At 66.1% G+C, this 13,972-nt stretch carries 15 protein-coding genes; 12 read left to right on the top strand and 3 right to left on the bottom strand.

From position 1 onward, the window contains the following. Positions 1–2 precede the first annotated feature (2 nt). The 3 genes from LDO22_RS10115 to LDO22_RS10105 are packed head-to-tail and all read left to right on the top strand — an operon-like array spanning position 3 to position 2,308. Positions 3–875 (top strand): carbohydrate ABC transporter permease, encoded by an 873-nt coding sequence (locus LDO22_RS10115; protein ID WP_224026988.1) that lies wholly within the window; start codon positions 3–5, stop codon positions 873–875. Between the two features lie 33 nt (positions 876–908). After that, complete coding sequence (locus tag LDO22_RS10110; RefSeq protein WP_224026987.1) at positions 909–1,637, top strand: rhamnogalacturonan acetylesterase; 729 nt, start codon at positions 909–911, stop codon at positions 1,635–1,637. After that, positions 1,637–2,308, top strand: coding sequence for a DUF1961 family protein (locus LDO22_RS10105; RefSeq protein WP_224026986.1), 672 nt, complete (start codon positions 1,637–1,639; stop codon positions 2,306–2,308). Before LDO22_RS10110 ends, LDO22_RS10105 begins: the two co-directional genes overlap by 1 nt. A gap of 64 nt (positions 2,309–2,372) precedes the next feature. Here LDO22_RS10105 and LDO22_RS10100 read toward each other — a convergent pair whose 3' ends face one another. Continuing rightward, positions 2,373–2,939, bottom strand: coding sequence for an ABC transporter substrate-binding protein (locus tag LDO22_RS10100; protein ID WP_224026985.1), 567 nt, complete (start codon positions 2,937–2,939; stop codon positions 2,373–2,375). Between the two features lie 306 nt (positions 2,940–3,245). Between LDO22_RS10100 and LDO22_RS10095 the strand changes: the two genes are divergently transcribed. After that, positions 3,246–3,623 carry an STAS/SEC14 domain-containing protein gene (locus LDO22_RS10095; protein ID WP_224026984.1) on the top strand — a complete coding sequence of 126 codons (378 nt, stop codon included), beginning with the start codon at positions 3,246–3,248 and terminating at the stop codon, positions 3,621–3,623. Between the two features lie 13 nt (positions 3,624–3,636). Here the strand turns inward: LDO22_RS10095 and LDO22_RS10090 are convergent, their stop codons facing one another. Then, positions 3,637–4,659, bottom strand: a complete 1,023-nt coding sequence (locus LDO22_RS10090) for a LacI family DNA-binding transcriptional regulator (RefSeq protein WP_159630812.1) — start codon at positions 4,657–4,659, stop codon at positions 3,637–3,639. A gap of 152 nt (positions 4,660–4,811) precedes the next feature. On the opposite strand from LDO22_RS10090, the gene LDO22_RS10085 reads away from it, so the two are divergent. The 8 genes from LDO22_RS10085 to LDO22_RS10050 all read left to right on the top strand — a co-directional run bounded on the left by LDO22_RS10085 (position 4,812) and on the right by LDO22_RS10050 (position 12,973). Beyond that, positions 4,812–5,156, top strand: coding sequence for an L-rhamnose mutarotase (locus LDO22_RS10085; protein ID WP_224026983.1), 345 nt, complete (start codon positions 4,812–4,814; stop codon positions 5,154–5,156). A 127-nt stretch (positions 5,157–5,283) separates the two neighbouring features. Continuing rightward, complete coding sequence (gene rhaI, locus LDO22_RS10080; RefSeq protein ID WP_224026982.1) at positions 5,284–6,450, top strand: L-rhamnose isomerase; 1,167 nt, start codon at positions 5,284–5,286, stop codon at positions 6,448–6,450. A gap of 7 nt (positions 6,451–6,457) precedes the next feature. Further along, on the top strand, positions 6,458–8,494 hold the full coding sequence (locus LDO22_RS10075) for a bifunctional aldolase/short-chain dehydrogenase (protein ID WP_224026981.1): 2,037 nt from the start codon (positions 6,458–6,460) through the stop codon (positions 8,492–8,494). Continuing rightward, the gene (locus LDO22_RS10070) at positions 8,491–9,975 is read left to right on the top strand and encodes a rhamnulokinase family protein (protein ID WP_224026980.1); all 1,485 of its coding nucleotides are present in this window, start codon (positions 8,491–8,493) and stop codon (positions 9,973–9,975) included. The genes LDO22_RS10075 and LDO22_RS10070 overlap by 4 nt, the downstream gene beginning before the upstream one ends. Positions 9,976–9,977: 2 nt before the next feature. Continuing rightward, positions 9,978–10,997, top strand: coding sequence for an acetylxylan esterase (locus LDO22_RS10065; RefSeq protein WP_159630822.1), 1,020 nt, complete (start codon positions 9,978–9,980; stop codon positions 10,995–10,997). Between the two features lie 243 nt (positions 10,998–11,240). Beyond that, entirely contained in the window at positions 11,241–12,356 is a 1,116-nt protein-coding gene (locus tag LDO22_RS10060; RefSeq protein WP_224026979.1) for a 3-deoxy-7-phosphoheptulonate synthase, read from the top strand. Between the two features lie 154 nt (positions 12,357–12,510). Then, positions 12,511–12,723, top strand: coding sequence for a helix-turn-helix domain-containing protein (locus tag LDO22_RS10055; RefSeq protein ID WP_043452394.1), 213 nt, complete (start codon positions 12,511–12,513; stop codon positions 12,721–12,723). A 151-nt stretch (positions 12,724–12,874) separates the two neighbouring features. Continuing rightward, positions 12,875–12,973 carry an AURKAIP1/COX24 domain-containing protein gene (locus tag LDO22_RS10050; protein ID WP_003792170.1) on the top strand — a complete coding sequence of 33 codons (99 nt, stop codon included), beginning with the start codon at positions 12,875–12,877 and terminating at the stop codon, positions 12,971–12,973. A 104-nt stretch (positions 12,974–13,077) separates the two neighbouring features. Here LDO22_RS10050 and LDO22_RS10045 read toward each other — a convergent pair whose 3' ends face one another. After that, positions 13,078–13,896 (bottom strand): HAD-IB family hydrolase, encoded by an 819-nt coding sequence (locus LDO22_RS10045; RefSeq protein ID WP_159630826.1) that lies wholly within the window; start codon positions 13,894–13,896, stop codon positions 13,078–13,080. Positions 13,897–13,972: the final 76 nt, after the last annotated feature.

Raw genomic sequence — 13,972 nt, 5'->3', positions numbered from 1 at the left:
CCATGAAAATCCACAACACCCGCGGCGGCCGGATCTTTGACGCCGCCAACTACGTCTTCCTGTCCCTGATCGGCCTCATTACCCTGTTGCCGTTCGTGTACGTCTTCGCCGGATCGTTTGCCACCGAAGCCGAAATTACGCGCCGGGCATTCTTCGTCTGGCCCGAGCAGTTCACCCTGGGCTCCTACGAATACATCTTCGCCACCCCGGCGTTCGTCCGCGCCCTGGTGACCACCATCCTGGTCACCGCGGTGGGCACCCTGGTCCAGCTGGCCTTCACCGTGACCATGGCCTATCCGCTGGCCAAGAAAACCCTGCGGGGCAGGAACGCCATCCTGTCCCTGGTGGTCTTTGCCATGGTCTTCTCCGGCGGCATGATCCCCACGTTCCTGCTGGTCAAGGACCTGGGCCTGCTCAACTCCTATTGGGCCCTGATCCTGCCCGCGGCCATCAACCCGTTCAGCCTGATCATCATCAAGAACTTCTTCCAGGAGCTCCCTGCCGAACTGGAAGAGTCCGCCAAGATGGACGGCGCCACCGAGATCGGCATCCTGTGGCGGATCCTGCTGCCGCTGTCCAAGCCCGTCCTGGCCACCTTTGCCCTGTTCTATGCGGTGGGCATCTGGAACGACTTCATGTCACCCCTGCTATACCTGAGCGACAACTCCAAGTGGACCCTGCAGATGTACCTGCGCCAGGTCACCGCCGCCTCGGACCTGCTGGGCACCGGCAACGTTGATCCCAACTACATCCCGCCCGAACAGGGCATCAAGTTCGCCGTGATCGTGGTGGCCACGCTGCCCATCCTCATCTTCTACCCGTTCCTGCAAAAGCATTTCGCCAAGGGTATGCTCATCGGCTCCGTCAAAGGCTGACTCTGCCCGCGGGCATCAAAGGAAAGAACCACCATGAAAATCCTGCTGGCCGGAGATTCCACCGTTGCCAACTGTCCCACGCACGAGTTCCCCATGAGCGGCTGGGGAGCGCAGCTGGCACCCTTCACCTGCACGTGGGGCACGGTACACAACTTCGCCAAGGGCGGCGCCGACACCGAATCCTTCCGCACTGAGGGGCTCTGGGCGGAGCTGCTCACCGAAGCAGGCCCGGACGATGCCGTGCTCATCCAGTTCGGCCACAACGACCAGAAGAAGCCGCACCTGGCCGCCCGCACCGGCTACGCGGCCAACCTGCGAACCATGGTGGGGGAGGTGCGCGCCCGGGGCTCGGCAGTGGTGCTGTGCACCTCCGTGGAGCGCCGGCACTTCCTGGACGGCAGGCACCCGGGGGAGGGGCCGTCGTCGGACGTCCTCGCAGAGAGCCTGGAGGACTATCCGGAGGTGGTCCGCGAACTGGGGCAGGAGCTCGGGGTCCCCGTGGTGGACCTCAACGCGTGGACCCGCCACCTGTATCTCCGGCTGGGCCGGGACGGATCGAGGGAGCTCTTCTGCCACTTCGCGCCGGGGGAGCATGCGCATTGGCCGGGCGGCCTGGCGGACAATACGCATTTCTCCCGGCACGGTGCCTCGCTGGTGGCCGGGGAGGTGGCGCGGCAGCTGCGCCGGCTGGGGTACGGGCCGGCTGGAGAGGCGGAGCCGGCCGGCACCTGGGGAATGAGTACGACGGCGGGACGCGCCTAGTGGGGGCCGCAGCGGTTAGGGAGCGGATCCTCTACAGCAACCCGCTGGCGGGGCCCGATGACGTGGCTGGATGGGTAGCGGAAGGGCCGTTGCGCGGCGGCAGCCACGAGGGTTCCCTGGAGCTCTCCGGTGCGCTGGACGACCAGGAATTCGGCGACCACGCGCACTGGACGTTGTGGTGCCCGGAGAACTTCCCGGACCGCATCCGCATCAGCTGGGAATTCCGCCCGCTCGCCGAGCCGGGCCTGGCCATGCTGTTCTTCGCGGCCACCGGACACCGCGGGCAGGACCTCTTCAGCCCGGCCCTCCCGCCCAGGACGGGCTACTACCCCCAGTACCATTCGGGTGATATCGATGCCCTGCACGTCTCCTATTTCCGCCACAAGTTCCCGTCCGAGCGCGCGTTCCGCACCTGCAACCTGCGCAAAAGTGCCGGCTTCGAGCTGGTGGCGCAGGGCGCGGACCCGTTGCCGCCCGCGGAGGATGCCACGGACTTCTACCGCCTGGAACTGGTGAAGGACGGGCCCCTGGCGGCGTTTTCCATCAATGGGCTGCTGCTCTTCAAGTGGCAGGATCCGTCGTCGAAGGTGCTCGGCGGCGGCCGGATTGGTTTCCGGCAGATGGCCCCGCTCCGGGCGGCTTACCGCAACCTGGTGGTGGCGAAGATTTAGGCGAAAACGACGATGGGCAGTCCCGGGGGACTGCCCATCTTGCTGCCTTGTGGACTGCCGGGAACTAGAGCCCCAGCAGCCGGTTGAGCAGGTTGGCCAGGCCGCTGAGGCCATTGCCGCCGTCAAGGAGCCCGGTGACGGCGCAGAGCAGGTTGCCGACAAGTTTGCCCGCTCCCGACTGCGCAACAATGTCCAGGACCACCTGGTTCAGGTCGACATTGAGCCCCAGCACGTCCAGGTGCAGCGGCCCGAGGACCAGGTTCACGATGTCGCAACCGCCTCCTGTGGCCGTCGCGGCGTTGGTGGTGGGGGCCGCAGCAGCCGTGGTGGTCACGGTCTGGCTCACCGGAGTGGCCACGCCGGCAAGATCGGTGAAGGTACCCTGCACCAAGCCGGTGACGGTCAGCTGGCCGTTCTGGACGCTGAAGTTGGATGGCGTAAACGAGCCCACGAAGGTGCCCACGCCGTCAATGGTCTGGTTGATGGTTCCAGTGACGTTGGCTGTCTGGGATGACTGGGAAGCGGCAGAAGGAGCCGCGGGTGCTGCTGCCGTCGCCGGGCCTGCCATGCCGAAGAGCATGGCGCCGGAGAGGGCAATGGCAGTGACTGAAGCTGAGACCTTTGTTCGCATTTTCGGTAAATCCTTTCAGCGCCGGGTTGCGGCGCTCTGAACCCCCCGAGGCTCCGCCCCCATGGAGAACCCCGGCGGAACTGGTTATTTCAAATGCACTTGTTTCAGATGCAGCCCTGTCGGGCCGCGACACGCAGCTCCGGATGGTGATCCAGGCCACGGGCACGTCGATCAACCTATTAGTAAGCATGCTGAGTAGTCAAGTCGGGGTTGCGGCGCTGTTTGTCGGGCGCCAGGATGCCTGGGCCGGGCGGCCTGGTGCAAGATAGAGGGGTTCAGGAACTGCCCACTGGAGGGAGGCGGGGTATGGAGCCCATAATGGTCGACGGCGGCAAGGGAACCGTGGAACTGAGCGCTGACGGCGTCATCCACCTCATGTGGGAGCCCAAAGTCCGCATAGAAGTCGAGGACGCACAGGCGGCGATGGCTGCGGTGAACCGCATAGCAGGAGACGGCAACTATCCAATGCTGGTGGACATGGCCACCACGGAGAACGTCAGTATCCAGGCCCGCTCGGTGTTCTCCATCCCCTGCGCCGCCAACCGGATTGCCCTGCTTGGATCGAGCCCGGTGGACCGGATCATCGCGAATTTCTTCCTGGGAGTCCATAATCCGCCCTGCCCTACCCGCTTCTTCACGTCCCGGGACGAGTCCATGAAGTGGCTGCAGCAGACGGGAAAGTAGAGCGCCCGGCTGATCAGCCGGCGGCCGGCGCGGCCGTGCTCTGGCGGACCACCAGCTCCGGCGTGAACACTACGGACCGGTGGACGGGATTTTGGGACTCCACCTCTTCGGACAGCAGTTCGATGGCTGTCCGGCCCAGCAGTTCGGTGGGCTGGCGGATGGAGGACAGGGGAACCACCGCGGAGATGGCAAAGTCGATGTCGTCATAGCCAATCAGCGCCACGTCCTCCGGGATCCGGAACGTGTGCGTCATAGTGAGCGACTGCATGACGCCCAGGGCCAGGAGGTCGTTGGCGCAGAAAATCCCCTCGGGCAGTTCAGCCCGCCCGCGCTCCACCAGCATGTCGCCCACGCTGCGCCCAGCCAGGACGGTCTGCCCTTCAGCATCCAACACCTCGAGGCTGGCGTCCGGCTCCTCCTTCACGGCCCGCTGGGCCCCCTGGAGCCGGTCCGCGACCTGCCGGATGGACATGGGGCCGCCAACAAAAGCCAGCCGACGGCGGCCGGTGTCCAGCAGGTGCCGGGCAGCCAGGTAGCCTCCGGCGTCGTCATCCACGGCTACCGAGCTGAACTTGGACTCGTCAGCCAGCCGGTCCACCAGGACCGTTGGCACGCCGCGCTCGCGGAGGAGGTCCAGCCTTTCCGTTACATCGCCCACCGGCGAGATCAGCAGGCCCTGCACGCGCTGCTCCTGGAAGAGGTCAATGTAATTCGCCTCGCGGCCGGCATTGTGGCCGCTGTCGCCCAGCAGGACGGCGCTTCCCTGCAGCGCTGCGGCGTCCTCCGCCGCGCGGACCACGGAGGTGAAGAACGGGTTGCCTACGTCCAGGACGATGAGCCCGATGGTGCGGCTGTGGCCAACACGGAGTTGGCGGGCGGCATCGTTGCGGACAAACCCCAGTTCGTCGATGGAGCGCAGGACCCGTTCCTTGGTCCGGTCGGACACCCTGTCGGGATAGTTGAGGACATTGGACACCGTCCCCACGGCCACGCCCGCGTGGGTGGCCACGTCCTTGATACTGGCTGTGCGGTTCATCGATTCTCCGTGCCGACCTGCCCGCCGCGGGAGCTTCCGCGCGGGAAATCAAAAGTTTCTGCCATTGCTTGACACCTGCTCAACTCCAAGAGTACTTTGAATCGTACCAATGAAACGATTCAAAACTTTGGGAAGTTTGAGGAGGAGTCCGCATGAGGGTGTGTTTCCGTTCCTCGGTCCAGCCGGCGCTGATCGACGAATACCGGCGCAGGCATGCCGCAGTGTGGCCGGAAATGCTGAACGCCCTCAAGGAGGCGGGCTGGCACAACTACTCCCTGTTCCTTGGTGGAGACGGGCTCCTGGTGGGGTACGTGGAGTGCGACGACTTTGACGCCGTCCGTGCCCGCATGGCCCTGACGGATGTGAACGCCCGCTGGCAGGCCGAGATGGCAACCCTGTTCGAGGACTCCGGCCAGGCGCCCGACGAAGGGTTCCAGGTGCTGGAAGAAGTCTTCAATCTCAACAGCCAGCTGGCGGCACAGCCCCCCGCAGGCTGACCGGCAGGACGCGGGACGCAGGACCACCGGCGCACCGGAACAGCAGGCAACTGCCAGCAGGCACGCTCCAGCAGCGGGGCACCAACCAAAAGCATCAGACAGACGCTCAACACCGGAAAGAACCAACATGAACGACGTAGCAACGGCGCTGGGCAGGCTCGGGGAGCTTGCCATCGAGGTCCCTTCGTGGGCCTATGGAAATTCAGGTACGCGGTTCAAGGTGTTCGGCACGCCCGGCACGCCGCGGACGGTCCAGGAGAAGCTGGCGGACGCCGCCAAGGTCCACGAGCTGACCGGCCTGGCCCCCACTGTGGCGCTGCACATCCCGTGGGACAAGGTGGACGACTACTCCGCCCTCCGGGAGTATGCGGCGGGACTGGGCGTGGGCCTGGGCACCATCAACTCCAACACCTTCCAGGATGATGAGTACAAGTGCGGCTCCCTCACCTCCTCCAACCAGGCCGTCCGGCGCCGGGCCATCGACCACCACCTCGAGTGCATCGACATCATGCACGCCACGGGTTCGCAGGACCTGAAGATCTGGCTGGCGGACGGCACCAACTACCCGGGCCAGGATGACATCCGCGGCCGCCAGGACCGGCTGGCCGAGTCCCTGCAGGAGATCTATGCGGCCCTGGGGGATGGGCAGCGCCTGGTGCTGGAGTACAAATTCTTTGAGCCGGCGTTCTATCACACGGACGTGCCGGACTGGGGCACCTCCTACGCCCAGACCCTGGCCTTGGGGGAGAAGGCGTTCGTCTGCCTGGACACCGGCCACCATGCGCCGGGCACCAACATCGAGTTCATCGTGATGCAGCTGCTGCGCCTGGGCAAGCTGGGTTCCTTCGACTTCAACTCCCGCTTCTACGCGGACGATGACCTGATCGTGGGTGCCGCCGACCCGTTCCAGCTGTTCCGCATCATGCACGAAGTGATACGGGGCGGCGGTTACGGCAAGGACTCCGGCGTGGCCCTGATGCTGGACCAGTGCCACAACCTGGAAGAGAAGATCCCCGGCCAGATCCGCTCCGTGCTCAATGTCCAGGAAATGACGCTGCGCGCCCTGCTGGTGGACACCGCCGCCCTGGGCGAAGCGCAGCGTGCCGGCGATGTCCTGGCCGCCAACGGCATCTTCAACGATGCCTTCTACACCGACGTCCGGCCCATCCTGGCCGAGTGGCGTGAATCCCGCGGCCTGCCCGCGGACCCAATGGCCGCCTTCAAGGCGAGCGGTTACCAGAAACAGATCAACGAGGACCGCGTGGGCGGCCAGCAAGCCGGATGGGGCGCCTGATTCAGCTATGACGAACAAAACTGTGGAAGACCTGATCTCCCGTTCCAACCGCCTTGGCGCGGACAAGCGGAACACGAACTACGCCGGCGGCAACACCTCCGCCAAGGGCACCGAAAAGGACCCCGTCACGGGCGACGACGTCCAGCTGCTCTGGGTCAAGGGTTCCGGTGGTGACCTGGGCACCCTGAAGGAGCAGAACCTTGCGGTGCTGCGCCTGGACCGGCTGAATGCTTTGAAGAATGTCTACCCGGGCGTGGAACGGGAAGACGAGATGGTGGCCGCGTTCGATTACTGCCTGCACGGCAAAGGCGGGGCCGCCCCATCGATCGACACTGCCATGCACGGCCTGGTGGACGCCGCGCACGTTGACCACCTGCACCCGGACTCCGGCATCGCCATTGCGACGGCTGTGGACGGGGAGGCGCTGACCACCAAGATCTTCGGTGACAAGGTGGTCTGGGTTCCCTGGCGCCGTCCCGGTTTCCAGCTGGGCCTGGACATCGCCGCGATCAAGGACGCCAACCCGCAGGCCATCGGCACCGTCCTGGGCGGCCACGGCATCACCGCCTGGGGCGCCACCAGCGAAGAAGCAGAGCAGAATTCGCTCTGGATCATCGACCAGGCCGAAAAGTACATCGCAGAGAACGGGAAGGCCGAGCCCTTCGGTGCCAGGCTTCCCGGCTATGCCGCCCTGACCGAAGCCGAACGCCGTGCCAAGGCCGCAGCCCTGGCACCGGTGATCCGCGGCCTGGCCTCCACGGACAGGCCGCAGTTGGGGCACTTCAGTGATGACGCCGTCGTCCTGGACTTCCTCGAGGCAGCCGAACACCCGCGTCTCGGCGCGCTCGGCACCTCCTGCCCGGACCACTTCCTGCGCACCAAGGTCAAGCCGCTCATCCTGGACCTGCCCGCCGACGCCAGCGCGGAGGACTCGATCGCCCGGCTGCACGAACTGCACGCCGACTACCGCGAGGACTACCAGGCCTACTACGACCGCCACAAGGACGCGGACAGCCCGGCCCTGCGCGGCGCGGATCCGGCCATCGTGCTGGTCCCCGGCGTGGGCATGTTCTCCTTTGGGGCGAACAAGCAGACCGCCCGGGTGGCCGGCGAGTTCTATATCAACGCAATCAACGTCATGCGCGGCGCGGAGGCCATCTCCACCTACGCCCCGATCGAGGAATCCGAAAAGTTCCGCATCGAGTACTGGGCGCTGGAGGAAGCCAAACTGGCCCGGATGCCCAAGCCGAAGTCCCACGCCACCCGGGTTGCCCTGGTGACCGGTGCCGCGTCCGGCATCGGCAAGGCCATCGCCACACGGTTGGCGTCCGACGGCGCGTGCGTCGTCATTGCCGACCTCAACCTTGAAAACGCACAAAAGGTCGCCGAGGAGCTGGGCGGTGCCGACGTCGCCATCGGCGTCCAGGCAGATGTCACCGACGAGGCGCAGGTGTCCGCGGCCATCGACGCTGCTGTCCTGGCGTTCGGCGGCGTGGACCTGGTGGTCAACAACGCCGGCCTGTCCATCTCCAAGCCGCTGCTGGAAACCACCGAAAAGGACTGGGACCTCCAGCACAACGTCATGGCAAAAGGCTCGTTCCTGGTGGCCAAGGCCGCGGCGAAGGTCATGATCGCGCAGGGCATGGGCGGGGACATCATCTACATCTCCTCCAAAAACTCCGTGTTCGCCGGCCCCAACAACATCGCCTACTCCGCCACCAAGGCCGACCAGGCCCACCAGGTGCGCCTGCTCGCCGCCGAGCTGGGTGAGCACGGCATCCGCGTGAACGGCATCAACCCCGACGGTGTGGTCCGCGGCTCCGGGATCTTCGCCGGCGGCTGGGGCGCCAAACGTGCCGCGGTCTACGGCGTGGACGAGGAAAAGCTGGGCGAGTACTACGCGCAGCGCACCCTGCTCAAGCGCGAAGTCCTGCCCGAACACGTGGCCAACGCGGCCGCCGTCCTCACCAGCAACGAACTGTCCCACACCACCGGCCTGCACATTCCCGTGGACGCCGGAGTGGCGGCAGCCTTCCTGCGGTGAGTACGGGGGCAGGGGCGGCCGAGGGCGGGGTGTTCGCCGCCGTCGACATCGGCGCCTCATCCGGGCGGGTGATCCTGGGCCGCGTTACCTCCGCCGGGGTGGCGCTGGAAACCGTCCACCGGTTCCCCAACGGCGTGGTGGAGCGCGACGGCGGCCTCCGCTGGGACTTCGATGCACTGTTCGCGGAGGTGCTGGCGGGACTCCGTGCGGCCGCCGCGGCGGCGGCAGCCCGGGGCGAAAAGATCGCCAGCGTTGGCATCGACACCTGGGCCGTGGACTACGGGCTGGTGGACAGCGCGGGGAACCTCGTGGCGCAGCCGTACAGCTACCGCGACGACCGCAGCAGGACCGCCGTCGCGCCCGTCCACGCCAAGCTGGACCCCGCCCGCCTGTACCAAACCACGGGGCTGCAGTTCCTGCAGTTCAACACCATCTACCAGCTGGCCACCGAGAAGGACCTGGACGGGCTGCAGGCCCTCCTGATCCCGGACCTGATTGCGTTCCTGCTCACCGGGGTGCGGCGGACCGAGGCCACCAACGCCTCCACCACCGGCCTGTTTGACGCCGTGGCGGGGGAATGGGCCACCGAATTCTTCGCGGCGCTGGGACTGCGGAAGGACCTGTTCCCGCCGCTGATCCAGCCCGGCGAAACCGTCGGAACACTCCTGCCGGACATCGCCGGGCAAGTGGACCTCCCGCCGGAGACCCCTGTGGTGGCGGTGGGCTCGCACGACACTGCCTCCGCCGTCGCGGCCGTTCCCGCCGTGGCAGACGGTGGCCGCGGGGAGAACTTCGCGTACATCTCCTCCGGCACGTGGTCCCTGGTGGGGCTGGAACTGAAGCATCCGGTCCTCACCGGGGCCAGCCGGGAAGCCAACTTCACAAATGAACGCGGCGTGGACGGCACCATCCGCTACCTGCGGAACGTGGGCGGACTGTGGCTGCTGAGCGAATGCCAGCGCACCTGGGCCGGTGAAGGCTTCCAGCCCGACCTCGCCGCCCTGCTCACCGCCGCTGCGGCCCTCCCCGTCGGCGGGCCGCGGATTAATGCCGACGACCCGTACTTCATCGCCCCGGACAACATGCCAGGGCGCATCCGCGCGGCGGTCCGCCGTACCGGCGAGGTCCTGGCCGATGATCCCGCGGCCATCACCCGCTGCATCATGGACAGCCTCGCGGCCGGCTACGCCAGGACCATCACCACTGCGGAACGCCTCGCCAACCGTGAAGTGGACGTGGTGCATGTGGTGGGCGGCGGCTCCCAGAACACCCTGCTCTGCCAGCTCACCGCCAACGCCACCGGGCGCCCGGTGGTGGCCGGACCCGTCGAAGCCACCGCCCTGGGCAACGTGCTGGTCCAGGCACGGGCCGCCGGAGCCGTCGACGGCGGGCTGGCCGAGCTCCGCCGGATAGTCGCCACCGGGACCAGCCTGGACCGGTACCAGCCACTTGTCGCTGCGCGCCAAGGATGCGTGAATTAGGAATGCCCCTCTTCGACCTTCCCCTGTCCCAGCTCCGCAGCTATACCTCCGAGGTCACACCGCCGGGTGACCTCAAGGCGTTCTGGGATGCCACCCTGGACGAAGCGCGGGCCTTTCCGCTCGACGCAACCTTCGAACCGGTGGACAACTACCTCACGGTGATCGATACGTTCGACGTCACCTTCTCCGGCTTCGGCGGCGCGCCCGTCAAAGGCTGGCTGCACCTGCCGGCCAACCGGGAGGCAGGCGTCAGGCTGCCGGTGGTGGTGAACTACATTGGCTATTCCGGCGGCCGCGGCCTGGCCAACCAGGACACACGGTGGGCACAGGCCGGGTACGCACACTTGATCATGGACACCCGGGGCCAGGGGTACGGCGGCACGCTGGGGGACACCGCGGATCCCCACCCCTCCGCGGGGGATGTGGCGCACGCGGGCCTCATGACCAGGGGCATCGCCAGCCGGGAGGACTACTACTACCGCCGTGTCTACGTGGACGCCTTCCGCGCGGTGGAGGCTGCCCAGGCCCACCCCGCCGTCGATCCCGCCAAAGTGGTGCTGGCCGGTGTCAGCCAGGGCGGTGGCCTGGTGGTGGCCACGGCGGGGCTCACCGCGGGACGGCTCGACGGCGTCATCGCCGCGCTGCCCGACGTCCCCTTCCTGCAGGACTTTCCCCGTGCCATCGACATCACTCCGCGGGGGCCCTATCCGGAGATCGCCCAGTTCCTGGCGCGGCACCGGGACCGCTACGACGCCGCACTTGGCGTCCTGAACTATTTCGACGGCGTCAACCTGGCCCGCTGGGCCACCGTTCCGGCGCTGTACTCAGCTGCGCAAATGGATGACATCTGCCCGCCGTCCACGGTGTTCGCCAGCTACAACGCCTACGGGACCGGCACCCACGCCTCATCGGCCACCGGTGCCGTGAAGGACATTGAGGTGTACCGGTTTAACAACCATGAGGGCGGCCAGGAACACCACTGGATCCGCCAGCTGCAGTTCCTGCGGAAGCTCCTGGGGTAGGCTGCGGCGCCGGAATGTGACGCAACCGATTTTGCGGCCGCCGTGTGCCGGGTTTATGGTCTCTTCCATGACTAACCGTTGGTATGCGTATTTTTCGTTGGCTCTGGAGGGGCCCGCGTCTAACTGACACGCATCCAACTTCCTTCAGAGCCAACAGGGCAGAGATCATTCTCTGCCCTTCGCCGTTTCTCCGGCGGGTTCTGAAATCCGGGCCCGCTTCCCATCTGGAACAGGACCCCGAACATGAGCACCGCAACAGCAGCCGCCAGCGCCACCAAGTCCACGTCCAACCTGCGCGTCAGCGAATTCACTGCGCTGCCCGCCCCGTCGGCGCTTCTCACCAAACTGCCGCTGGGGGACCGGGAGGCCGCCGTCGTCGAACGCGGACGCGACGAAGTGCGCGCCATCATGGACGGCGTGGACGACCGCCTGCTGGTCATCGTGGGCCCCTGCTCCATTCACGATCCCAAGGCCGGGCTGGAGTACGCCCGCCGGCTGGTCAGCCAGGCCGAGAAGCACAAGGAAGACCTGCTGATCGTCATGCGGACCTACTTCGAGAAGCCGCGCACCACGGTGGGCTGGAAGGGCCTGATCAACGATCCGCGGCTGGACGGCAGCCATGACATGGTGACCGGCCTGCGCACCGCCAGGCAGTTCCTGCAGCAGGTCACGGCGCTGGGCCTGCCCACCGCCACTGAATTCCTGGAGCCGATCAGCCCGCAGTACATGGCGGACCTGATCTCCTGGGGAGCCATCGGTGCCCGCACCACCGAGAGCCAGATCCACCGCCAGCTGGCTTCCGGGCTCTCCATGCCCATTGGCTTCAAGAACGGGACCGACGGCGGCCTGCAGGTTGCCATCGATGCCTGCGGTGCCGCCGCGGCGGCCCAGGCCTTCCTGGGGATCGACGGCGAAGGCCGGGCCGCGCTGGTGGCAACGGCAGGAAACCCCGACACGCACGTCATCCTCCGCGGCGGCCGGAAGGGCCCCAACTACTCGGCGGCCGATGTGGAACGCGCCTCCACCGAACTGGCGGGCAAGGGGCTCAACCCCCGCCTGATCGTTGATGCGAGCCACGCCAACAGCGGCAAGAGCCACCACCGGCAGGCTGAGGTGGCGCTGGAGATCGGTGCCCAGCTTGAGGAAGGCGGCGCAGCGGCCCGGGCAGTGGCCGGTGTGATGCTGGAAAGCTTCCTGGTGGGCGGCGCCCAGAACCTTGACGTTGCGGAACACGCCGCGGGACGGGCGGAACTGGTCTACGGCCAGAGCGTTACCGACGCCTGCATGGACTGGGATGTTTCCGCGTCAGTCCTGGAGCAGCTGGCGGCGTCGGCACGGAAGCGCCGGGCCTCGAATTAGGGGGCGAAATAGGGGAAACACTACTTTCACATCTGCCACATGAACATCTAGAGTATCTGTTTAGGTGGTTGGTGGATGGCTCAGCATCGGAACACCGCATTGGCACGTACCTGGGGTCACTGTTGTCCATCCGTCAGCAAAGGAAAATAGGGAAATGTCGGCAGAACAGAACTTCTCCAACGCGAAGTTCCTGACCGTGGCTGAAGTGGCCGAGGTCATGCGCGTCTCCAAAATGACTGTTTACCGCCTGGTTCACTCAGGCGAAATGCCCGCGGTGCGCTTCGGCCGCTCCTACCGTGTCCCCGAAAACGCCGTCGAACAGTACCTCAAAGGTGCTGTTGTGGACGGCCACACCGAGACCGCCTGAGGCGGCCTGTCCCGAGCCGCCCCCGATAAGCGGTACCCTGTTAAGGAACGTTTTACGTCATTGTAAGAATCTGTCAGTTGTTCAGTTCGTAGCTTTGTCCGCGGACATTCCCCATCAGGCAGGTACTGCATCTAGTTTGTAAGGAACTTTCGTGGGTTCAGTTATCAAGAAGCGTCGCAAGCGTATGGCCAAGAAGAAGCACCGCAAGTTGCTTCGCAAGACCCGTCACCAGCGCCGCAACAAGAAGTAGAGATACTTCGAACAGCGTGGAAATGCCCGTCGCCTTCCAAAGGCGGCGGGCATTTTTTTGTCGTCAGGGTTTAGACTGCAGGCTTTTGGCTGCGGCAGGGTGTTTTATGCCCGGGGACCGCGGATGCGGGCGAAGCCCTTCCAGAGGCCGTAGACAGCACCGCCGAAGGTTGCTGCCTTGAGGCCCAGCGTGGCAGCGCGGCGGCCCGCGCGGAAGTCATAAACGGGCCAGTTCCGGTCCCGGGCGTGCCGGCGAAGCTTGGCGTCCGGGTTGATGGCCACGGGGTGTCCCACCAGTGACAGCAGCGGCACGTCGTTGTAGGAATCGCTGTACGCCCAGCAGCGCTTGAGGTCCAGGCCCTCCTGGTCCGCAATTCCCTGGACCGCTACGGCTTTGGCCGAGCCGTGCAGGATGTCCCCCACCAGGCGCCCGGTGTACATGCCGTCCGACACCTCACCTACTGTCCCGAGCGCTCCGGTCAGCCCCAGCCGGGTGGAGATGACTGTTGCCACTTCGATGGGGGTGGCCGTCACCAGCCAGACGCGGCGGCCCACCCGCAGGTGCTGTTCCGCCAACGCCTTGGCGCCGGGCCAGATCCGCGATGCGATCATCTCGTCGTAGACTTCTTCGCCGAGGGCCTTGATGTCGTCAACGGTGATGCCGGCGGCCAGCGTCAGGGCCGAATCACGGACCGCATGGACGTCGTCGATATTCTCACCGCGCGCCACGAACTTGAACTGCTTCCACGCGAATCCGGCCGCCTGGGCCAGGGTGAACGCGCCGCGCTGGTGCATCTTCCGCGCCACGTGGAAGAGGCTGGCCCCGCGCATCAAAGTATTGTCCACATCGAAAAACGCCGCTTCACCGGGCTGCGGCGCAGCAACCGGCCGCGTGACGACGGCGACGTATTTCTCCTCGGGCATGGACTTGAGTCTAGTCAATCCACCCGCTGGCCGCCGTCGGCGTCACCCGCACGGCGCGAACGGCGATACCGTTAAG

The sequence above is a fragment of the Arthrobacter sp. NicSoilC5 genome, assembly GCF_019977395.1.
In the GTDB taxonomy this organism is placed as follows: Bacteria; Actinomycetota; Actinomycetes; order Actinomycetales; family Micrococcaceae; genus Arthrobacter.
Note: the sequence above shows the minus strand (reverse complement) of the source record. Positions and strands in the feature narration are given on the sequence as shown.

What these genes read in the sequence shown, in the direction of transcription:
- LDO22_RS10115 (WP_224026988.1), top strand. Translation starts at nt 3, where the DNA reads ATGAAAATCCACAACACCCGCGGCGGCCGGATCTTTGACGCCGCCAAC.
- LDO22_RS10110 (WP_224026987.1), top strand. Translation starts at nt 909, where the DNA reads ATGAAAATCCTGCTGGCCGGAGATTCCACCGTTGCCAACTGTCCCACG.
- LDO22_RS10100 (WP_224026985.1), bottom strand. Translation starts at nt 2,939, where the DNA reads ATGCGAACAAAGGTCTCAGCTTCAGTCACTGCCATTGCCCTCTCCGGC.
- LDO22_RS10095 (WP_224026984.1), top strand. Translation starts at nt 3,246, where the DNA reads ATGGAGCCCATAATGGTCGACGGCGGCAAGGGAACCGTGGAACTGAGC.
- LDO22_RS10090 (WP_159630812.1), bottom strand. Translation starts at nt 4,659, where the DNA reads ATGAACCGCACAGCCAGTATCAAGGACGTGGCCACCCACGCGGGCGTG.
- LDO22_RS10085 (WP_224026983.1), top strand. Translation starts at nt 4,812, where the DNA reads ATGAGGGTGTGTTTCCGTTCCTCGGTCCAGCCGGCGCTGATCGACGAA.
- rhaI (WP_224026982.1), top strand. Translation starts at nt 5,284, where the DNA reads ATGAACGACGTAGCAACGGCGCTGGGCAGGCTCGGGGAGCTTGCCATC.
- LDO22_RS10075 (WP_224026981.1), top strand. Translation starts at nt 6,458, where the DNA reads ATGACGAACAAAACTGTGGAAGACCTGATCTCCCGTTCCAACCGCCTT.
- LDO22_RS10065 (WP_159630822.1), top strand. Translation starts at nt 9,978, where the DNA reads ATGCCCCTCTTCGACCTTCCCCTGTCCCAGCTCCGCAGCTATACCTCC.
- LDO22_RS10060 (WP_224026979.1), top strand. Translation starts at nt 11,241, where the DNA reads ATGAGCACCGCAACAGCAGCCGCCAGCGCCACCAAGTCCACGTCCAAC.
- LDO22_RS10055 (WP_043452394.1), top strand. Translation starts at nt 12,511, where the DNA reads ATGTCGGCAGAACAGAACTTCTCCAACGCGAAGTTCCTGACCGTGGCT.
- LDO22_RS10045 (WP_159630826.1), bottom strand. Translation starts at nt 13,896, where the DNA reads ATGCCCGAGGAGAAATACGTCGCCGTCGTCACGCGGCCGGTTGCTGCG.